Annotated in this window: 23 protein-coding genes and 1 other RNA gene; 16 read left to right on the forward strand and 8 right to left on the reverse strand. The window is 59.4% G+C overall.

Translation table 11 applies throughout. The features are described from left to right. The first annotated feature begins 167 nt into the window (after positions 1-167). Positions 168-731: a hypothetical protein gene (locus ACR0NY_RS02195; protein WP_170368413.1), complete on the forward strand. Its 564-nt coding sequence runs from the start codon at positions 168-170 to the stop codon at positions 729-731. Positions 732-771: 40 nt separating this feature from the next. On the opposite strand, the gene ACR0NY_RS02200 is transcribed toward ACR0NY_RS02195, so the two are convergent. From ACR0NY_RS02200 to ACR0NY_RS02235, 8 genes are all read right to left on the reverse strand, one after another. Continuing rightward, on the reverse strand, positions 772-1,236 hold the full coding sequence (locus ACR0NY_RS02200) for an SspB family protein (RefSeq protein ID WP_170368414.1): 465 nt from the start codon (positions 1,234-1,236) through the stop codon (positions 772-774). Between the two features lie 76 nt (positions 1,237-1,312). Next, positions 1,313-2,587, reverse strand: coding sequence for a chromate efflux transporter (chrA, locus tag ACR0NY_RS02205; protein WP_170368528.1), 1,275 nt, complete (start codon positions 2,585-2,587; stop codon positions 1,313-1,315). A 217-nt stretch (positions 2,588-2,804) separates the two neighbouring features. After that, positions 2,805-3,236: an ester cyclase gene (locus ACR0NY_RS02210; protein WP_093961996.1), complete on the reverse strand. Its 432-nt coding sequence runs from the start codon at positions 3,234-3,236 to the stop codon at positions 2,805-2,807. A gap of 101 nt (positions 3,237-3,337) precedes the next feature. Beyond that, positions 3,338-3,685: a transfer-messenger RNA gene (gene ssrA / locus ACR0NY_RS02215) on the reverse strand. A gap of 34 nt (positions 3,686-3,719) precedes the next feature. Then, positions 3,720-4,082, reverse strand: a complete 363-nt coding sequence (locus tag ACR0NY_RS02220) for a DUF4345 family protein (protein WP_093961997.1) — start codon at positions 4,080-4,082, stop codon at positions 3,720-3,722. Between the two features lie 63 nt (positions 4,083-4,145). Beyond that, a complete protein-coding gene (locus ACR0NY_RS02225; protein WP_170338712.1) occupies positions 4,146-4,796 on the reverse strand; it encodes a hypothetical protein in 651 nt (216 codons plus the stop codon). Between the two features lie 13 nt (positions 4,797-4,809). Beyond that, positions 4,810-6,210 (reverse strand): selenium-binding protein SBP56-related protein, encoded by a 1,401-nt coding sequence (locus ACR0NY_RS02230; RefSeq protein ID WP_170338710.1) that lies wholly within the window; start codon positions 6,208-6,210, stop codon positions 4,810-4,812. Between the two features lie 127 nt (positions 6,211-6,337). After that, complete coding sequence (locus ACR0NY_RS02235; protein WP_170368415.1) at positions 6,338-7,069, reverse strand: FadR/GntR family transcriptional regulator; 732 nt, start codon at positions 7,067-7,069, stop codon at positions 6,338-6,340. Positions 7,070-7,154: 85 nt separating this feature from the next. Between ACR0NY_RS02235 and ACR0NY_RS02240 the strand changes: the two genes are divergently transcribed. The 15 genes from ACR0NY_RS02240 (at position 7,155) to lpxA (ending at position 20,804) form a co-directional block, all read left to right on the forward strand. Then, positions 7,155-7,946, forward strand: a complete 792-nt coding sequence (locus ACR0NY_RS02240; RefSeq protein ID WP_170338706.1) for a DUF2182 domain-containing protein — start codon at positions 7,155-7,157, stop codon at positions 7,944-7,946. A gap of 4 nt (positions 7,947-7,950) precedes the next feature. Then, positions 7,951-8,655, forward strand: a complete 705-nt coding sequence (locus ACR0NY_RS02245) for a DUF1326 domain-containing protein (RefSeq protein ID WP_093962001.1) — start codon at positions 7,951-7,953, stop codon at positions 8,653-8,655. Then, positions 8,655-9,182 (forward strand): DinB family protein, encoded by a 528-nt coding sequence (locus tag ACR0NY_RS02250; RefSeq protein WP_170339281.1) that lies wholly within the window; start codon positions 8,655-8,657, stop codon positions 9,180-9,182. The genes ACR0NY_RS02245 and ACR0NY_RS02250 overlap by 1 nt, the downstream gene beginning before the upstream one ends. Continuing rightward, positions 9,183-10,286 carry a dimethylsulfoniopropionate demethylase gene (locus ACR0NY_RS02255; RefSeq protein WP_170368416.1) on the forward strand — a complete coding sequence of 368 codons (1,104 nt, stop codon included), beginning with the start codon at positions 9,183-9,185 and terminating at the stop codon, positions 10,284-10,286. It begins immediately after the preceding gene. An 88-nt stretch (positions 10,287-10,374) separates the two neighbouring features. Next, a complete protein-coding gene (acuI, locus tag ACR0NY_RS02260) occupies positions 10,375-11,370 on the forward strand; it encodes an acryloyl-CoA reductase (RefSeq protein ID WP_170338698.1) in 996 nt (331 codons plus the stop codon). Between the two features lie 183 nt (positions 11,371-11,553). Then, the gene (frr, locus tag ACR0NY_RS02265; protein WP_093962005.1) at positions 11,554-12,117 is read left to right on the forward strand and encodes a ribosome recycling factor; all 564 of its coding nucleotides are present in this window, start codon (positions 11,554-11,556) and stop codon (positions 12,115-12,117) included. A 9-nt stretch (positions 12,118-12,126) separates the two neighbouring features. After that, on the forward strand, positions 12,127-12,858 hold the full coding sequence (locus ACR0NY_RS02270; protein ID WP_170368417.1) for an isoprenyl transferase: 732 nt from the start codon (positions 12,127-12,129) through the stop codon (positions 12,856-12,858). After that, positions 12,855-13,637, forward strand: coding sequence for a phosphatidate cytidylyltransferase (locus tag ACR0NY_RS02275; protein WP_170338692.1), 783 nt, complete (start codon positions 12,855-12,857; stop codon positions 13,635-13,637). Before ACR0NY_RS02270 ends, ACR0NY_RS02275 begins: the two co-directional genes overlap by 4 nt. Next, a complete protein-coding gene (dxr, locus tag ACR0NY_RS02280; protein ID WP_170368418.1) occupies positions 13,637-14,809 on the forward strand; it encodes a 1-deoxy-D-xylulose-5-phosphate reductoisomerase in 1,173 nt (390 codons plus the stop codon). The genes ACR0NY_RS02275 and dxr overlap by 1 nt, the downstream gene beginning before the upstream one ends. Before the next feature lie 4 nt (positions 14,810-14,813). Continuing rightward, complete coding sequence (gene rseP / locus ACR0NY_RS02285) at positions 14,814-16,166, forward strand: RIP metalloprotease RseP (protein ID WP_093962009.1); 1,353 nt, start codon at positions 14,814-14,816, stop codon at positions 16,164-16,166. Between the two features lie 103 nt (positions 16,167-16,269). After that, positions 16,270-16,398: a hypothetical protein gene (locus ACR0NY_RS02290; protein ID WP_254920122.1), complete on the forward strand. Its 129-nt coding sequence runs from the start codon at positions 16,270-16,272 to the stop codon at positions 16,396-16,398. A 127-nt stretch (positions 16,399-16,525) separates the two neighbouring features. Continuing rightward, positions 16,526-18,886 (forward strand): outer membrane protein assembly factor BamA, encoded by a 2,361-nt coding sequence (bamA, locus tag ACR0NY_RS02295; protein WP_170338688.1) that lies wholly within the window; start codon positions 16,526-16,528, stop codon positions 18,884-18,886. Positions 18,887-18,891: 5 nt separating this feature from the next. Next, positions 18,892-19,476, forward strand: a complete 585-nt coding sequence (locus tag ACR0NY_RS02300) for an OmpH/Skp family outer membrane protein (protein WP_170338686.1) — start codon at positions 18,892-18,894, stop codon at positions 19,474-19,476. A 72-nt stretch (positions 19,477-19,548) separates the two neighbouring features. Continuing rightward, positions 19,549-20,022: a 3-hydroxyacyl-ACP dehydratase FabZ gene (gene fabZ, locus ACR0NY_RS02305; RefSeq protein WP_170339263.1), complete on the forward strand. Its 474-nt coding sequence runs from the start codon at positions 19,549-19,551 to the stop codon at positions 20,020-20,022. Next, positions 20,019-20,804: an acyl-ACP--UDP-N-acetylglucosamine O-acyltransferase gene (gene lpxA, locus ACR0NY_RS02310; RefSeq protein WP_170363500.1), complete on the forward strand. Its 786-nt coding sequence runs from the start codon at positions 20,019-20,021 to the stop codon at positions 20,802-20,804. The genes fabZ and lpxA overlap by 4 nt, the downstream gene beginning before the upstream one ends. Positions 20,805-20,807: the final 3 nt, after the last annotated feature.

Genomic DNA, 20,807 nt, shown 5'->3' on the forward strand with positions numbered 1-20,807 from the left:
CAGCCGGCCTGCAGCGCAATCGGCCAGTTGCGCGCACCTTAGTCCGAAGGGCAAAAAAGGTATAGCCATGCGGTGTGCGTCACTTTTCTTGGTCGGTCAAAGGGCCATACCATTGTGCCCGATCCCGGCTGAGCTAAGATAAAGAAGGCAAACGCGGAGAAAGAACCATGAATCGCTCAGACCGGACCTCATCTTTCGCGCTAATGGCCCGATGGCTGTCGGTACTGGCGATTGGGCTTTTGTTGGCGTCTCCAGGATGGGCGCAGGACATCGGTCCCTTTGTCGGCGACTATGTCGGATCTGCCGATGTGGTGGATGCGGACGGGTCGTCGACCCCGCGCGACATGAGCGTTTCGATCGCAGAGACCGGCGAAGGGTTCGTGGTCAAATGGAAGACTACCACCTACAAAGCCGACGGTCGGGTGAAAGAACAAAGCTTTTCGGTCGAGTTCCGACCTTCTGATCGGAACAACATCTATTCCGCAGCCATGAAGCGGAATGTCTTCGGTCATGAGGTTCCGCTGGACCCAATGAAGGGTGAGCCTTTTGTCTGGGGGCGGATCGAAGGGGAAACGCTGACCGTCTTCTCGCTGTTCATAGATGAGGACGGTGGGTACGAATTGCAGCAATATGACCGGACGCTGGCCGAGGATGGGCTGAACCTATCCTTTTCTCGGTTTAGAGATGGACAGAAGTCGCGCTCGGTCGAAACATTCCTGAAAAAACAATAGGCTCCGCCAAAAAAGCGAAGCCTTGTCCAATGGATACGAATTACTTGCGGAAGCTGTCCAGCGATACGATATCCGCATCATGATGCGGCTCGTCTTCGGGTTCGACCTCGATCGACTCCGCATCGATTTCCGCCGGGTCCTCATCGTCTTCGTCCGAGCTTTCGAAGCGCAGCCCGAATTCGACCGACGGATCGACAAAGGTCTGGATGGCCGAATAGGGGATATACAGCGGCTCCGGAGCGTCACCAAAATTGAGCGTGATGGCAAATCCGTCCTCGCCAACCTCGAGATTTTCGAACCAGTGCTGCACCACGATCGTCATCTCATCAGGGTAGCGTTCGCGCAGCCAGTCAGCGATTTCGACGCCGGGCTCACGGGTATCGAAGGTGATGAAGAAATGGTGCGCGCCGGGCAATCCGGTTTCGGAAACGCGCTTCAGAACAGTCTTGATCAGCCCGCGCATAGCGGTGTGCATCAAGTTGCCGTAGTCAATGCCTTGCGACATGTGTCATCCTCGAAAGTGGTTACCCCAAGCATAAGGGATTTGATCGGAAACGAAAGAGCGGGTTGCGTCTGATTGTTTAAACCAGATGCAGGATTGCGCCTGCTCCTATCATGATGCCCAGCGTCGTTGCCAGACCGGTTTTTCTTATGAAAATCAAGACTCCGGCAAGGCATGTCAATCCAACGGCTGCGATGTCCAAGGTCGAAAAAACCGGAATGGGCAGTGAGATCGGACCAAACTCGACTTCTCCGATGGTTCCAAACAGGACATGCAGTCCGAACCACACCGACAGGTTGAGAATCACACCGACGACCGCCGCGGTAATTGCGCGCAATGCTTCCGACAGTCTCGGTCTTTGCGCTATGACGTCAAGGTAAGGCGCGGCAACGAATATCCAGAGGAAGCACGGAACGAAGGTCGCCCACAGCGCAACGATCCCGGCTGCCAGCGCAAGGGACATCCCGCCCGCCAACTGCCCGGCGAGCATGGCGACGAATTGCGTGACCAGTATCAATGGGCCGGGGGTGGTTTCTGCCAGTCCCAGTGCATCGATCATCTGATCGGTAGAGATCCATTGATAGTTCTCGACGACCGTCTGGGTCATGTAGGCCAGAACCGCATAGGCCCCGCCGAAAGTAACTACGGCCAATCGTGCAAAGAACCAGCCTAGATCGCTTAGCAACGTCTGGCCGGAAAGGGTCAATAACACGAGCGGAGCCAACCAAAGAAACAGCCAGAGTGCTGCGGTCCGCACGGGTCGAGCCAATGCGGGATCGACATTCTGTGACACCGAAGGCTGCTCTGAAGGCTTACGTGAAAAGCCCCAGATAGCCGCGGCCAGAATGATCAGAGGGAAAGGTAGATTCAGAGCGAAGATCGCCAGGAACGCCAGTATCGCAAGAATCCCGGGCTCTGCCCCAGATAGAGTTTTGCGGGAAAGATTGAGGACCGCCTGGAGAACGATCACGATAACCGTGGCCTTGATCCCGAGAAATGCAGCCTGGACCAGGGGAAGGTCTCCGTAGGCAGCATACAGGCCGACCAGCACGGCTATGACCAGCGCTCCGGGAAAAACGAACAGGCCGCCGGCAATCAGCCCGCCCGGCACGCCCCGCAGCCGCCAGCCGGCATAGGTGGCCAGTTGCATGGCTTCGGGGCCGGGCAGCAACATGCACAACGACAGCGCGCGCAGAAAGGTCTGCTCATCCAACCATGGCCGCCGTTCGACCAATTCTTGGTGCATCAATGAGATCTGTGCCGCTGGGCCACCAAATGAGAGGAGGCCGATGCGGCCGAAAACCCTAACCAGCTCTGACAGTGAGGGTTTCAATACCGGGGCTCCGTCACGCATGGGTCGGTTGTGGCGGTCCACGGGTGCTGTCCCCATCCGCTGTCCGGAGCATAGGTACTGATCCGACCACCAGCGATCATTGAAACTGCGCAGCCATGCCATGTGCCCCTTTGGATTTGGAGACATGCGAACCCGGGCTGCCGCCGGGCAGGGCGTTCACATGCTGACCCCGTGTGCTCTTGCTACTCGGGGTCAGCACACGCGGTCAAGAACCGGTTCAGGCCCAGTCCAGCCGTTGCCCTGTCATGCAGACGGGCAAGGTATCCTGCGGGAACTGGCCGAGCTGTTCGAACAGGGAAACGAAGTCGAACTGGTTGTAGGCTTCGACCATCTTGTCACCTTTGAAGCGCGCCATCACTTGGCCTGTGACCTCCAAGGGCGCGCCGTTGTCCGCCCGCGAGGTCCGCACATGCAGAACGGCCGACGCCCAATCGCCGTTTTCGATAATTTTGGGCAAATCCACCTGAATTTCGCCCAGAACGTGCCGGAAGGCCATGACCAGGTCGCGAAAGTCGTCCGCGCCGACCTGCATTTCGGGTATCAGCCCTTCGGCCATCGTTTCCGGGGCAAAATACTGGTCGATCGCGTCAATATTGCCTTTTTCCCAGACCTCGGAATACCAGGCCCTGAGTATCTCTGAATGAGTCATCCCAACTCTCCTGTCTGTCTTCCGCTACTTTGAATGACAGGAGTGAACAGTTTCTGAATGGCGGCCAAATTCGGCGCAAAAACTCAGACAAAATCTAGGGAAATGCAGGTTTCTGTTGCCAGGTACCTGCGAACCCCGCCTTACGCGGCTAGGCGCAAGGACTTAAGTTTCGGTCTGGTTACTGCTTACGCAGCAACGGCAACCGGAGCACGATTGTCATTTGCAATTGTACTGTTTTCGCCGGTAACGGTGGCAGACAGCCGGGACAAAGCTAACCCCTTTAGACGTTCGTCGATCCTGTTTCGGCCCCATGATCCCCAAATGAAGGATGTATGGTGGAGCCGCCGGGTACCGCCCCCGGGTCCGATCCGCTTATTACGAGCGCGTTTATGTCCATAGTCCAGAAGGACAGCATTTATATAGGTGAGGAATTTTGCGGATGCAAACCCCCAAAGCGCGAGACGATCGCGATTTTTCAACCGTTCACGCGGGCTTGGAAAGGTTGGCGGCGATCAGCCAGATCGCCAGCACCAGCTCGATTCCGCCGAAGGTCAACGCCTTGGCCAAGGGGGGATTGTCCAGCAAAACGGACACGAACCGACCCAGCGCCGCGCCCGCATAGACCACGCCCAGCATCGCGTAGGCCATCGGGTGGTTCAGCCACAATACGGCGATGCCGGTCACGACAAACAGCCCGCCGACCGAGGCCCGCATCTCGCTGAGGCCCATCGTGCTGTTGGTGGGCGCAAGGTCAAGCGAGGCCGCCGTCCAGGCCGGGGCCAAAAAGCCGAACAGGCCAAAGCCGATGGTCAGAAGGGCTGCGATGATGTTGAGTGTTCCGGTCATGGGGCCTCGCGTTTCAAATGCCTGTACGTCGAACCTAATCTGTTTCGGGGCAGGGGGAAGACCTCAGATTGCGGCCCAGAAGCCGAGCACGCCCACAAGGATCAAGCTGAGCGCCCAAACCATTTCCAGGTTGAACCAGCTGCGCGACAGAAACTGCAGGCCCAGCCAGCGATAGACCGCGAAGGCCAGCGCACCGCCGCCCAGCATCATTGCGCCGGTATGGACCGCGGCCACAGCCAGAACCAGCAGGCCATTGCTGCCCATGATCTCGGACACGGCTCTGTGGCCGGTATCCAACTCGTCCAGCCCGCACAGGCCCAGATAGATCGGGACCAGCATCAGCGCCGCACCATGCGCCAGCGCCACCAGAAACGACCACAGCGCCAGCCGACTGGGCGGGACGCGCGCCAGAAACCGTGGGTGACGACGGGTGATCGCAATGTAAAGGCCCATGGCGATCACGATCAGGGCCGCTCCGATCCGGATTTCGCGCTGATAGTCTACAAGGATGGTCATCAGCGCAAAGGGCAGCAGCACGCCCAGCATCGCCAGGAAATGCCCGCCCGCCAGCGCTGCCAACGCGCGCCAGAGGGCGGATTGGCGTTGCTCCATCAATGCCGCCGACACGGCCAGCGGCCAGCCCATACCGGGGTTCAACCCGTGATAGGCGCCGCTCAGAACAACGGCCAGCCAAAGGCCGGCCGTCGATGTCATCAAGACGTCCAATTCAGACCGAAGGGTAGCAGAAACTGTCGGTGGAGCAGTCTCCTCCCTCAAGCCGGATCTGGTGGCTGCGATACCCTTTCGGGAAATCCACCCAGAAATCCTTGTCCAGTGTCAGGCCGCCTTTTTCGCCCACATCCGCCTTGACCATCGCAGCGCCGCGATCGCCGGGATAGAATTGGTCATCCCACGTGGAATAGAGCGAATTGGTCCAGTAGACGCGTTTGCCGTCGCGGCTGATCTCGACCATCTGCGGGCCATAACCAAAGTCCTTGCCGTTGGGATGCTTGGTTTTCTTGACGATTCCGCCGATCTCGACCTTGCCGGCCAGCTTGGGCTTCATCGGGTCCGAGACATCGTATTGGTGCATTTCACCGGTGCCCCAGCACGCGACGTACAGATATTTGTCGTCCAGACTCAGGTCGATGTCGGTCACCAGCGGCGGCACCGCCGAGAATCCTTTGAGTAGATCGGGAAGATCATTCGGATCAGCGGGTTGCGGATCGATCGTGATGGTCTTCTTGGCCTCGAAGCTGCCATCCTTGTTGCGCCACCAGGTAAAGATCGCACCCTGAAGATTGGTGGTGTCGACCACCACGCCGCAGAACCCGTATTGTTTGACCGGGTCATGCGCCGGCCGGATTTCCAGCGCCATCTGGTGGTTCTCGCCCAGGTCGATGGTCTGGATGTTGGTGCGGTCGCGCAGGTTCCAGAAATGGATCCGGTGGCCATATTTGTTCGACAGCAGATCTTCGGCCACGATCCCGTTTTCGAATTGCGGGGGCAGACCCCATTCGGAACTGACCATGTAGTCACGCGGCAGGTTCCACCAGAAATCATAGTGCTTGTCCTGCACGCCGCGCTCGATCTCGTAACGTCCGATGATGTCGAAGGTTTCGCAATCCATGATGAAGATGCCCGGAGGCCCATCGGTGCCATCTGGTCCGCCGCCGCCCAAGGTGCTGACATAGATACCTTCGGGTCCGCAATGGATCGTGTGGGGGCGGGAATACCCCGTCTTTGCAAAGACTTCTTCGGGTTCGATGATCTTGTGGATTTTGGCCTTCAGCGGCTCTTTCACGTCAATCACGTAGATCCGGCTGGAACGGATACCGGGGATGATCAAGTACCGGCGCTCAAGAAAAGCATGGCCGGTCAGCGGAGACAGGGCCGAGGAACAGGCGTTCCATCCGAAATGGTGAAACTCGTCGCCCTTGTTGGGCATCATCACCTTGTGAACGATCTTGCCATAATCGCCCGAAGTTGGGTCGACATTCACAACCGCCAGGCCATCGGGCTGCGAAAAATCGGGGCTGAGCATCAGCGTAAAGGCCAAGGTCTCGGGCGGGGCCTCCATGGCCATCTTGGCGGATGGATAGAATGTTGGATCCGGTCTTTTATTCATAACGTCCTCCCGTAAGTCATTGAAAATCAATTTTATTGAGAGTGCCGGTCTTCCCGCCGGATGATGGTCTGCCTGCTCGAGTGTCCTTTCCGTTGATGTGATGCGTCAAGAAGTATTCAGAGTGTCTTCAGGCCGGTTTCCGCCGACGTTCGGCCACGTCATGAGCCAGGCGGCGTGTGTAGGTTTCCAAGTCGACCAGAGCTGCGTCGACTGTTTCGGCGTCCTGCGCCTCCAGCGCGTCGGCGATCTTGCTGTGCAGGCGGATGATCTCTTCGCGCGAGCGTGCGGTGAAGGTGATCATGTTCATCAGGGGCTGCATCGCTTCGACCGCGCCGGCCAGTTGATAGGACAGGACAGGGTTGCCCGCACCATCGACCAGCGCCCGGTGAAAGGCCACGTCCGACGCACAGAAGGCCTCATCCGTCAGGCCGGGCTGCGCCTGCCGGAAGATCTCCGCGCGCATGGTGGCCAATTGATCCGCGGTGCGCCGTTGGGCGGACAAGGGCGCGCAGGCCCGCTCCAACGCATAGCGGGCCTCGCAAGCGGTGTCGAAACTGACCTCGTTCATCGAAAGCAGCAGCGTCGAAGTCGTGATCTGCTGGGAATAGGCGTCCTGGAAACTCAGCCGATTGACGAAGGCACCTCCCGTCGCGCCGCGCTGGGTGCGGATCAGCGATTGCGCCGCCAGCCGTTTCAGCGCTTCGCGCACAGTGGGGCGCGACACCTGGAACTGGTCCGCCAGCTCGGATTCCGAGGGCAGGCGCTCGTCCACGATCAGCTCTCCTGATACGATAGCATCACGGATGGCCTGGGCGATCTGTGCAGACAGGTCGGTGCTTTTCTGAGGATCGATTTTCATATTCTGCAGGCCGCCGTGAAAAATTTATTTGTCTGACATTTAAAAGTCTGACATTTGAAAAGCAAGCACCGAGTCGGGAGGGAACATGAGTCGGGCACTTCTACGCAACGGTTTGTGGCTGGGCTTTTTCGTCCTGATCCTGTGGGCCTGGTGGGTGATGTACACCATGAGCCGCGACATGGGCGTCGATTGGATTGGCCGACCCGGGCCGATGGCCGAAGCGATGCGTGCAATGGATCCCCGCATGGACATGTACATGCCGATGGCCGAGTTCGGCCCGCTGTTCGTGATGTGGGCGATCATGATGGCCGCGATGATGCTTCCGACGTTGGTTCCAACACTGAGAAGCTATGAAGATTTGATCCAGAGCGCCAATGGAACAAGGCTCGGGTGGGTCGGCGTTCTGATGGGTTATTTCGTAGTCTGGGCTGGGTTCGCCGCGTTGATCACAGGTGTTCAGCTGGCGTTGCTGTTCGGAGGCGTGATCGACATGCTGGGCATTGCCAAATCTCCGCTCTTTGCTGCCGGCCTTCTGATCGCCGTCGGCGCCTTTCAGTTCACCCGAGCCAAGGAGGTGTGCCACGGGGTGTGTCATGCACCCATGACCTATTTCCTTGGACACTGGCGCACCGGTTTCTCTGGCGGTCTGCGCATGGGGCTGGGGCTTGGCGCCTTTTGTGTCGGCTGCTGCTGGGGGTTCATGGCGCTTGGCTTTGTCGGAGGCGTGATGAGCCTGCTGTGGATGGGTTTGGCGACCCTGTTCATGGTGTTGGAGAAATTGCCCCAGATCGGTCATGTTCTGACACGGCCGCTGGGTTTCGCTTTGATTGCAGGTGGCTTTGGGCTGCTGATCTACCCAATTGCATACGGAGGATAAGCCGATGGCAAAAAACAGAAAACCCGATGCCGACAAGCTGCCGGTCAGTCAGCGAATTGACAGCCGGATGCCCAATCCCAAGCGCCGAGAGATGAGCCCGACGGACTGGGCCATCAAGGGTGAGCTTATTCTGAACTGCTCCTGCGACGTGTTCTGCCCCTGCGTGGTTTCGCTTGGGGCGCATCCTCCGACCGAAGGGCATTGTCATGCGTGGATGGGTGTGATCATCGACGAGGGACACTATGAAGGTGAGGACTTGTCGGGTCTGAACGTCGGTCTGCTGGTCGATATTCCCGGCCGGATGGGCGAAGGCCAGTGGAAGGTTGCCGCTTACGTGGATGAGCGCGCAAGTGGCAAGGCGTACAACGGCCTGTTGCAGATTTTCAGCGGGCAGGCCGGTGGCACCACTGGGCTGTTCACGATGCTGGTGAGTGAAATCATCGGGGCCGAGCGTGCTCCAGTGCAGATCGAGCGCGACGGCAACAAACGCCGCATCGTCATCGGCCGCAAGATCCAGGGTGAGATCGAGATGCTGGCAGGCAAAGATCCCGAGCATCCGGTCATGGTTTCGAATTCCAAGTATTGGATGGGTCCGGACATCATCGTGGCGCGTGGCACCAAGTCGAAGGTGCGCGACTATGGTCGTGTCTGGGATTTCGGCGGCAAATCGGCCGAAATCTGCCCGATCGACTGGCACGGACCCAAGTGATGATCACCGGCGCCTATGCTCGGCAGATGGCCCGCTATAACCGCTGGCAGAACAGCCAGTTGGCGGGTTTTCTACAAGAGCTTTCTCCCGAGGAGTTGACCCGGGAACGCGGCGCGTTTTTCGGGTCGATCCTGGGGACTGCCAACCATCTGCTGTGGGGCGACTGGATCTGGATGTCCCGGTTCGACAAAGGTCCGGGGCCTGAAAGCAATCCGCACCGCAAGGGCGGCGGTATTCACGAAAGCGTCCACCTGTGCCCGGATCTGGCGCACTGGCTTCCACTGCGCGAGACCATCGATGCCCGGATCGATGCTTGGGTTGATACTCTGGGCGACGAGCCAATCTCGGGCCCGTTCACATGGTATTCCGCAGCAAAAGAAGAAAACATTACATTACCTTACGCCGTGTGTGTGATGCATTTTTTCAATCATCAAACGCATCACCGGGGACAAATCCACAAAATGCTGACCGAGGCCGGGTCTGGGGCCCCGGTCAGTGATCTCGTTTTCTTGCCCGAGGAGGTCTAAGTGCCACAGATTTCTTTGTCGCGCCGGCTGCGGCGCACGCCGTTCTCCGACGGGGTCGAGGCGGCCGGTGTCAAAGGTTATACCGTGTACAACCGGATGTTGCTGCCCACGGTATTTGAAAGCGTCGAGGCCGACTATCGGCATCTCAAAACCCACGTGCAGGTCTGGGACGTATCATGCGAGCGGCAGGTCGAACTGCGCGGTCCCGATGCGGCGCGGCTGATGCAGATGCTGACCCCGCGCGACCTGCGCGGCATGCTGCCGGGCCAGTGCTACTATGTGCCGATCGTGGACGAAACCGGGGGAATGCTGAACGATCCCGTGGCGGTGAAACTGGCGGATGACCGCTGGTGGATTTCGATCGCAGACAGCGATTTGCTATTGTGGGTCAAAGGCTTGGCCAACGGATATCGGCTGGATGTTCTGGTGGATGAACCAGACGTGTCGCCCTTGGCGGTGCAGGGACCCAACTCGGATGACCTGATGGCGCGGGTCTTTGGCGACCGGGTGCGTGATATCCGCTTCTTCAAGTTCGACATGTTCCAGTTCGAGGGGCGTGATCTGGCGATTGCGCGGTCGGGCTATTCCAAACAGGGCGGGTTCGAGATCTATGTCGAAGGCGGCGACGTCGGCATGCCCTTGTGGAATGCGCTGTTTGCCGCCGGAGAAGACCTGCAGATTCGGGCGGGTTGCCCCAACCTGATCGAGCGGATCGAGGGCGGGTTGCTGTCTTACGGCAATGACATGACCGATGACAACACGCCCCATGAATGCGGGTTGGGCAAGTTCTGCAACACGCATACGGCCATTGGCTGCATTGGGCGGGATGCGCTGTTGCGGGTGGCCAAAGAGGGGCCGGTTCAGCAAATCCGTCCGATCGCGATCGAGGGCGACGCGGTGCCCCCCTGCGATCGGCCGTGGCCGGTCTATGGCGGCGGCAAGCGTGTGGGCCAGGTGACCTCGGCCACCTGGTCGCCGGATTTCCAAACCAACGTGTCGATCGGTATGCTGCGGCTGAGCCACTGGGATCCGGGAACGCAGGTCGAAGTCGAAACGCCGTCTGGAATGCGGACTGCAATCGTGCAGGACAAGTTCTGGATTTGAGCCGGGAAGGGCGCGCGGGACGCGCCCGGGAAGCATTTGGGCCAGATGACAGATCGGTCGGGCCACGGTCAATGAAAGGAATTGGAATATGTTCAACGCTTTGGTGATGGAAAAGGACGAGGAAAGCGGACTGGCCAGCCCGGTGATCAAGCAGATCTCGGAAGATGACTTGCCGCATGGTGAAGTACGTGTGGCCGTCGAGTTCTCGACCGTCAACTACAAGGATGGTTTGTGCATGTCGCCCAAGGGCGGCGGTCTGGTCCGAAATTATCCGCATGTGCCCGGGATCGACTATGCTGGAACTGTCGAAGAATCCTCGGACGACCGGTACAAACCCGGCGACAAGGTCGTGTTGACCGGTTGGCGCGTGGGTGAGGCGCATTGGGGCGGGTATGCCCAGAAGGCCAGCGCACTGGCCGATTGGCTGGTACCTCTGCCCGAGGGGTTGAGCACGCGCCAGGCCATGGCCGTGGGAACTGCCGGTTTTACCGCGATGCTGGCGGTGATGGCGCTGGAAGATCACGGTCTGACGCCCGACCGCGGGCCGGTTCTGGTAACCGGTGCAGCCGGAGGCGTCGGCTCGGTTGCCACGGCGATTCTGGCCAATCTGGGATATGAAGTTGCGGCTGTGACCGGGCGGCCTGAAACCGAAGGCTATCTGAAGGCGCTTGGCGCCACGTCAATCGTGCCGCGTGACGAGTTGAACGAAACCACCAAACGTCCGCTGGAAAGCGAAACCTGGGCTGGCTGCGTTGATGCCGTCGGGGGCGCAATGCTGGCGCGCGTTCTGGGTCAGATGAAGTATGGCGCCTCGGTGGCAGCGGTCGGTCTGGCCGGCGGCGCGGGCCTGCCGGCGACCGTCATTCCGTTCCTGCTGCGTGGGGTCAACCTGTTGGGAATCGACAGCGTGATGCAGCCGTTCGACAACCGACTGCGGGCTTGGCAGCGGGTAGCTTCGGATCTGCCGATGGACAAGCTGGAAGCGATGATCCAACCCGCCACTCTGAATGATCTTCCGAAGTTGGGTGCCGACATCCTCAACGGTCAGGTCAAGGGGCGCGTGGTCGTTGACCTGAACGCCTGAGGCTTGGTTTTTTCTGTGCCAGACCGGCCCGCCACAGGGCCGGTCTTTTTTGTCCGGGGGATCGGTTTTTTCGCGGAAACAACTCTGGTCATTGCCACATTTCCTGATCATGATTGCTATACATCCCAGGTGCGATGGCGTAAGAGCCATTCCAACATAACCTGAAGACGGGGAGTGAGCAGCATGTCTGACGATTTTGAACTGGACACCGATGATCTGAAACGCCGCATGGATGGCGCGATGGCCAACCTCAGAACCGAATTCGCGTCGCTGCGCACCGGACGTGCGTCGGCTTCGATGCTCGAGCCGGTTATGGTGGATGCGTATGGGTCGATGACACCGATCAACCAGGTCGGCACTGTAAACGTTCCCGAGCCGCGTATGGTCACCGTGAATGTTTGGGACAAGGCTTTGGTCGGCAAAGTGGAAAAGGCGATCCGGGAAAGCGGACTGGGCATCAACCCGCAGCTGAATGGCACGATCATCATGCTGCCGATCCCCGAGCTGAACGAAGAGCGCCGCCGCGAGCTGGGCAAAGTAGCCGGGCAATACGCCGAACACGCCCGCGTTGCTATTCGCAACGTGCGGCGCGATGGGATGGATCAGATCAAGAAAGCCAAGGCCGACGGCCTGTCGGAAGACGATCAGAAGTTCTGGGAAACCGAGGTTCAGGAACTGACCGACCAGATGATCAAGGCCGTCGATACGGCCCTTGAGGCCAAGCAGGCCGAAATCATGCAGGTTTGAGCGCAAGCCATGCCCGCTGATCCCCAAAACGAGCCCCACTGTGGTCCGCGTCACGTGGCCATCATCATGGATGGCAACGGTAGGTGGGCCCAGGCGCGCGGCCGGCCACGGCTGTACGGGCATCACGCCGGTGCCCGTCGGGTGCGCGAAGTGGTCGAAGCCTGTCCGGGGCTGGGGATCAAGTACCTGACGATTTTTGCCTTCTCGACGGAAAACTGGAAACGGACCCAGGTCGAGGTTGCCGGTTTGATGAGCCTGTTCAAGCGCTACATCATCAAGGAAACCCGAACACTGACCCAAAACGGTATCCGTGTCCGATTCATCGGCGACAGGGTGCGGCTGGATGCCAAACTGATCGAGTTGATGGACACGTTGGAGCGCGAGACGGCCAACAATGACCTTGTCCACCTGACCGTCGCTCTCAACTATGGTGGTCGGGACGAAGTGGCCCGGGCAACCAAGCGGCTGGCGCGGGACGTTGCCGCAGGCAACCTGCGGCCAGAAGATGTCGACGAGGAAACGCTGCCCAGATATCTGGACACGCGCGTCCTGCCTGACCCCGATCTGGTCATTCGCACCAGCGGCGAGGCGCGGATATCGAATTTCCTTCTCTGGCAATCCGCTTACTCGGAATACGAATTCATCGACACGCTCTGGCCCGACTTCACCGCGGCCGAGCTGGAACGGCTGTGCAAGAGCTTCGGGTCGCGCGAACGCCGGTTCGGAGCAGTTCCGGCATGACGGACGGCCGATGGTCCGACCTCACCACCCGGGTGTTGTCTGCCCTGGTGCTGGTCGCTATTGGAGCGGTCGAGGTTTGGCTGGGCGGACTATGGTTCGAGACATTTGTTGCCGCAGCGTGCGGTCTGATGACCTGGGAACTGGTTCGCATGATCGATTCCGATCGGATGGGCGTCGCGGTTCAGTTGGGAATCCTGACCGGCGTTGCCGTCATGCTCAGCTATCATGTTCCGCCGCTCTACAAACTGCCCTTTCTGATCGCGCCCGCACTGGTCGGGGCAGGGCAGGTCTCGCACTCACGCGGGATCTACGTGCTGTTTGCCATGTGGATTGCCTGTGCGGGTTACGGGTTTATCCAGATCCGCGAGACGATGGGGTTTGGCTGGATGGTCTGGTTGATCCTGGTCGTCGTTGCCACGGACGTAGCTGGGTACTTCGTGGGAAAGACGTTCGGTGGCCCGAAGTTCTGGCCTCGCGTCAGCCCCAAGAAGACCTGGTCGGGCACGGCGGGCGGCTGGGTGGCAGCCGCGCTGGTGGGCGCAGCCGTTGCCGCGTATGCCGGGTTTGGCTACCGGTTTGTTTTGGTTTCGGTCCTGGCCTCGATGGCCAGCCAGGCCGGTGATATTGTGGAAAGCGCCGTCAAGCGGCGGTTCGGGGTCAAAGACAGCTCGAACCTGGTGCCAGGACATGGCGGTTTTCTGGATCGATTTGACGGCATGATGGGTGCATCGCTGATGGTTCTGATCGCGTCGCTGGTCTATTCGCCCGGGGAAATCTGATGCGAAAGGTTTCGATATTCGGCGCGACCGGATCGATTGGCCAGAATACGATCGATCTGATTGCTCGGGCCCCGGAGGATTACAAGGTGGTCGCCGTCACCGGCGGGGCGAATGTTCGGCAACTGGCGCAGGACGCCCGCCGGCTGGGCGCCGAAGTGGCGGTAACCGCCTTTGACCAGCATCTGGATGATCTTCGCGATGCATTGTCCGGAACCGGGATCGAAGCCGCTGCGGGCGCAACCGCGCTGATCGAAGCGGCCGCTCGCCCGGCAGACTGGGTCATGTCCGCCATTGTTGGCTCGGCCGGTTTGGCGCCGGGGCTTGAGGCTTTGAAGCAGGGCGCGACCCTGGCCTTGGCAAACAAGGAAACGCTGGTGTGTGCCGGCCCGCTTGTTCTGGAAACCGCGGAACGCCACGGCGCGCGTCTGCTTCCTGTCGACAGCGAGCATTCGGCGGTCTTTCAGGCGCTTGTGGGTGAAGACATGGATGCGGTCGAACGCATCATCATCACAGCCAGCGGCGGCGCCTTTCGTGACTGGCCGGTCGAGAAGCTGGCCGGCGCTACGGTCGAGCAAGCTTCGAGCCACCCCAATTGGGACATGGGTCAGCGGATAACGATCGACAGCGCCTCGATGTTCAACAAGGCGCTGGAAGTAATCGAGACCAAAGAGTTTTTCGGGATCAACCCTAACCGTATCGAAGTTGTGGTTCACCCGGAATCCATCGTGCATGCTCTGGTCGGGTTTCGCGATGGCGCAGTGATGGCGCATCTGGGCGCGCCTGATATGCGGCATGCGATCGGCTATGCTCTGCATTGGCCCGAAAGGCGCGACCTGCCGGTGCCGCGCCTGGACCTGGCCAAGCTGGGTCAGCTGCGTTTTCGTGATCCGGACCCGGCGCGTTACCCGGCCCTGCGGCTGGCCCGCGAGGTCATCGAACGCGGTGGCCTGTCAGGCGCGATCTTCAACGCCGCCAAGGAGCGTGCGTTGGATCATTTCATCGGTCAACGCATCGGCTTTCTGGACATGACCGACGCCGTGGCCGCCGTTCTGGACCGTTTCGACGATGCAGGCGGCCTTATTGATGCCCCTTTGACCCTTGATAACGTCCTGAAAACGGACCATCTGGCACGTCAATGGGTGGATGACGCCGTACTACGAAGAGCAGGATAGAATTTTGGACATACTCTCGCTGATCCCGCAATTTGGTGGGCTGGTCTATACGATTGCCGCATTCGTCGTGGCGCTGTCCGTCATCGTGGCGGTGCATGAATATGGGCATTACATCGTTGGCCGCTGGTCCGGGATCCATGCCGAGGTGTTCTCGTTGGGGTTTGGTCCGGTGCTATGGAGCCGAATGGACAAACGCGGCACCAAATGGCAGATCGCTCTGCTGCCTTTTGGCGGCTACGTGAAATTCCTGGGCGATGCCAATGCGGCCTCGGGCAAGGACACTGAGACGATGGCCGAAATCACCACGCAAAGCCCCGAAGAATTGCGTCGGACGATGCATGGCGCACCGCTTTGGGCGCGGACTGCCACGGTTGCGGCCGGGCCGGTCTTCAATTTCGTTCTGTCGATCCTTGTCTTCGGTTTGATCTTCTGGTCGCAAGGCGTGACCCGCGAGCCACTGACGGTCGGATCGCTGAAACCTCTGCCGGGCACCGTGCAGGAGCTTCAGGAGGGGGACGAAATCGTTGCGATCGCTGGCATCCCCACGCCTGATTTCGATCAGGAGGGGGCCTGGACCGAGTTTACCGAAGCGCTGCCGGTGCAGCCGGTTCTCGAATACACTGTCATCCGCGACGGCCAGACCCTCGACGTGTCGGCTCCGTGGCTGTTCCCGCCCTTGATCCAGCAGGTCGCCCCGCGCAGTGCTGCGATGGATATCCAGTTGCAGGCGGGCGACGTCATCACCTCGGTTGATGGCGACCCGATTTTTGCCTTCGAACAGCTCAAGGAAAAGGTCGAAAGCTCGGACGGAAAGGTGCTTCTGCTGGACGTCTGGCGCGACGGCGCCGAGTTGGAATTTGCACTGGCGCCGCGTCGCACGGATGAACCACAGGCGGACGGCGGCTTCAAAACCGAATGGCGGATTGGAATCGTCGGCGGCATGATGCTGGTCCCGGCGACCGAACCTGCGGGTCTAGTCGACTCGCTGCATGGCGGTGTCATCCAGACCGGCCGCATCATCGAGGGGTCGCTGTCCGGCATATGGCACATGGTCACCGGTGCGATCAGCACCTGCAACATGTCCGGACCCATTGGTATCGCGGAAACCTCGGGCGCGATGGCGAGCCAAGGGGCGCAGAGCTTCATCTTCTTCATCGCGGTTCTGTCCACTGCTGTAGGCTTGCTGAACCTGTTCCCAATCCCGGCATTGGACGGGGGGCACCTTGTTTTCTACGCCTACGAAGCAGTCGCGGGGAAACCGCCCAGCGACCGAGCTTTGCAACTGTTGATGGCGGTGGGCATCACGTTAATTCTCAGCCTCATGATCTTCTCGGTAAGCAACGACCTGTTCTGCTGATTGTGGCGGCATTGACGCGTTGCGGTCGCAAAATTGCCTCAATTCAAACCTAGTTTGTTTGGGGTAATTCTGCCGAGACATGCAATTAAGCGGGCTGTAACCAATGACCAAGGCATTGCGAAATTCCTATCGGGGCTTCAGCTTCCTGTTCGTATTGAACTGGGACGCGTTGCTGAGCTTTGGGCTGACCGCTTTGGCACTGGCAGGCGCCGCATATCTGGCCGGTATGTGATTCCCCATACCCAGCTGAACGACCCGAGCGCGACCGATCCGGTCGCGTTTTTCGTTTGTGCTTTTGACAAGGCCCACCAGAGCGGCTACTCAACTTCTAAAGTCCGAAATTCTAGGTAGAGACAAAAATGGCTTACAGGAGAGGCGCGGGCACATCCTGCGGTACTGCGCAACCGCACGGCAACATTTTGTGGCGGGCACTAACGATTTTTTTCCTCTTTGCGGCAATGAGTTTTACGGCGGTTCCGCAAGCCGCCCAGGCCCAGACCTACACGATTTCGTCGTTCGATGTTCAGGGCAACCGTCGCATTGAGACGTCCACCATCATCGCCCGGACAGGAATCACACCCGGTCAGACAGTCACTGCGGGCCAGTTGAATGACGCCTACCAGCGTTTGCTTGACAGTGGTGTTTTTGAGACAGTCGAATTGACCCCGCGAGGGAACACTCTGGTGATCGAGGTCGCCGAGTATCCGACGATCAACAAGATCAGCATCGAGGGCAATCGCCGCGTCAAGGATGACGTGTTGATCCAGGCAATCTCGTCGCAGCCGCGCCGCGTGTTTACGCCGCAAGTCGCGGAGTCCGACGCTGACAAGATCGCCGAAATCTACTCGGCGCAAGGCCGCGTATCGGCCACTGTCATTCCGCGGATCATCCGCCGCAGCGACAACCGGGTGGACCTGGTTTTTGAAGTGGCGGAAGGCACCACGATTGAGATCGAGCGCGTCAGCTTTGTTGGAAACCGCGCCTATTCCGACCGTCGTCTGCGCCGTGTCCTTGAATCCAAGCAGGCCAACATCCTGCGCACCTTCCTGCGCGGTGACACGTTCATTGCCGACCGCATCGAATTCGACAAACAGGTTCTGCGTGATTTCTACCTGTCGCGCGGCTATGTCGATTTTCGGATCAACAGCGCCAATGTCGAGTTCACGCGGGAGCGCGACGCCTTTTATCTGGTGATGAACATCACCGAAGGTCAGAAATTCTCGTTCGGCAACATCTCGACAGTCAGCGAAATCCCGGGCGTTGATGCGGCCGAGTATCAGAAGGCCCTCAAGATCAAACCTGGTGTCACGTATTCGCCAACTCTGATTGAGAATTCGATCGCTCGGCAGGAACGTCTTGGCCTGAAGCAGGGCGTCGACTTCCTACGTGTTGAGCCGCGCGTGACCCGCAACGACCGTGACCTGACGCTGGATGTTCAGTTCGTGCTGACCAGAGGCCCGCGCATCTTTGTCGAACGGATCGACATCGAGGGCAACACGACCACTCTAGACCGGGTCATCCGGCGCCAGTTCGACACGGTAGAGGGTGACCCCTTCAACCCGCGCGAAATCCGGCAGAGCGCCGAACGTATCCGGGCCTTGGGTTTCTTCTCGGTCGCGGATGTGGAAACCCGCGAAGGGTCCAGCCCCAGCCAGGTGATCGTGGACGTGGATGTCCAAGAGCAGCCGACCGGTTCACTGGCGTTGGGCGGTAGCTACTCGGTTTCCGACGGTTTCGGGATCGCCATCCGGCTTGAGGAACGGAACTTCCTCGGGCGCGGACAGGAATTTGGCCTGACGCTGTCGACTGCGCAGGACTCTGAGCAGTACGTCATCAACTTTGCCGAACCGTATCTGCTGGGCCGCAAACTGCGTTTTGATCTGGGCTTTGGTCTTTCGAGAACCAATTCCAGCTTTGCCAGCTATGACACCAAGAGTGTGTTCTTCAATCCGCAGATCAGTTACGCAATTGGCGAACTGTCCTCGTTGCGGCTGCGGTACAACTGGAACAAGTCCGAAATGTCGCAACAGGACGATGAGGTAAACGGGGCAGTCATCGCGTCGGAAATCGCGCAAGGCAAACGTTCGACAAGCTCGCTGGGGTTGGCCTATGTCTATGACAGCCGACTGGGCGGCCTGAACCCGAATGCAGGTGTTCTGTTCGAGGTCGGCGTGGACGCGGCTGGCCTTGGTGGCGACAACAAGTACTTCAAGACCTCGACCCGGGCGATTGCCCAAACAAAGGTCCTTAACGAGGAAATGACGCTGCGCGCGTCCTTCGAGGCCGGCGCGCTCCATTGGCAGGGTGACGACTTCAGCCGGGCAATTGACCGTTATGTTCTGGGTCCGACAACGTTCCGCGGCTTCGAGCCGGCCGGTATCGGCCCTCGTGACCTGTCGAACGGGCAGGATGATGCGATCGGCGGCAACTACTACTGGGTCGCCCGGTTCGAGTCGGACTTCCCGTTGGGGCTGCCCGAAGAACTGGGGCTGCGCGGCGGTGTCTTCTATGACATCGGCAACCTGTACAACATTAACAATGTTGATACGACAGGTGCCAATATCGTCGGCGCAGATGGCTCGATCCGTCAGGTTATCGGCGTCTCGCTGCTATGGGATACGCCGTTCGGTCCGCTGCGGTTCAACTTCTCGCAGGCCGTGAAGAAGGAAGACTTCGACAAAGAGCAGAACTTCGACTTTACAATTCAGGCACGGTTCTGACGTCCATGGTCAAGACGATATCGAAGTTTGTACAGGGCCCGTTGCGGGCCCTGTGTGTTTTGATCTTCCTGGTAGTGTCGCTCCCAGTGGCGGCCCAGCAGTTGGGTGTGCCGCAATCCGGCGTGCTGACCATCTCCAGCGACCGGATCTTCACCGACTCCGCATTCGGGCGACGGATTTTTGATGAGATCGAAGCAGAAAGTGCTGCGCTGGCCGCTGAAAATGAACGCATCGTTGCCGAGCTGAGCCGCGAGGAAAAAGAGCTGACGCAAAAGCGCGAAGTTCTGAGCCCTGAGGAGTTCCGCCCGCTTGCGGAAGCCTTCGACCGAAAGGTCCAGTCTCACCGCGAGGGGCAACGCGCGAAACTGGATGCTCTGGCCCGCCGCAGTGACGAGGCGCGCAATCAGTTCTTTGAGCTGGCCCAGCCCGTGCTCATCGACCTGCTGCGTGAAACTGGCGCGTCGCTGATCATCGAACGATCCAACGTATTTCTCAGCTCGGACGCCTCGGATGTTACGGCCATCGCCATCCGCAAGATCGACGCGGCCATCGGCGACGGATCGCAGCTGGAAGAGGGCGACAAGCCATAGCGTGGCTTGCCCTTGGGTACGGGTATTGCTAACCACGCGTGAACGAGACCTCGAGAACAGGACATCCTGAAAATGACCACGGAAACCAAGAGCGCCGACATTCAGCTGATCCAGCGGATCCTGCCGCATCGCTATCCGTTCCTGCTGGTTGACAAGGTGGAAGAGATTGACGGCTATCAGTCGGCGGTTGGTATCAAGAACGTCACCATGAACGAGCCACATTTCCAGGGCCATTTCCCCGGAACGCCGATCATGCCCGGCGTGACCATCGTCGAGGCGATGGCGCAAACCGCAGGTGTTATGCTGGGCGTCGGCATGGATGTCATCGACAGCGAGCTGCTTATCTATTTCATGAATATCGACAAGTGCAAATTCCGCCGCAAAGTGGTGCCGGGTGACGTGCTGAAAATGCATGTCGAAACCGTGCGCGGCAAGAAGGGCGGCAAGATCTTCAAGTTCAGCGGCCGTGCGACCGTGGACGGTGAAGTGGCGGCCGAGGCCGAGTTCTCGGCCTATGTCGATTGGGATATGGAAAAAACAGCATGAGCCGAATTCATCCCAGCGCGATCATCGAAGACGGCGCTCAGATCGGCCAGGACTGCGTAATCGGCCCGTTCTGCCATGTGGGGCCACAGGTGCGTTTGGGCGACCGAGTCGAGCTGAAGTCGCATGTGGTTGTCACCGGAGATACCTCGATCGGTGACGACTGCGTCATCTTCAACTTTTCGGTGATTGGTGAAATCCCGCAGGACCTCAAGTTCGGGGGCGAAAACACGCGGCTGGAAATTGGCAAGCGAAACCGCATCCGGGAACACGTTACGGTCAATACCGGCACCGAGGGTGGCGGCGGCGTGACCCGCATCGGCGATGATTGCCTGCTTATGGCCGGTGTTCATGTGGCCCATGACGTGCAGATCGGCAACCGGGTGATCATGGTGAACCATTCCGGCGCCGCCGGCCACTGCATCATCGAGGATGACGTGATCATCGGCGGCATTTCCGGATTGCATCAATGGGTGCGCGTGGGCCGCGGCGCCATCATCGGTGCGCTGACCATGGTGCCCAACGATGTCATCCCTTACGGCCTGGTTCAGGCCTCGCGCGGCGAATTGGAGGGGCTGAACCTTGTTGGCCTGAAACGCCGCGGCGTTTCCCGCGCGGACATTTCGGCGCTGCGTGCGGCCTTTCGCGAGCTGTCCGAAGGCGAGGGCACCTTTATGGACCGCGCCAAGCGTCTGGGCGACAGCACAGACAGCGACTATGTGCGTCAGATCGTGGAATTCGTGACGGGCGAAAGCGATCGTTCGTTCCTGACACCAAGGAAATAGGAT

This window comes from Ruegeria sp. BJ5, assembly GCF_056537865.1.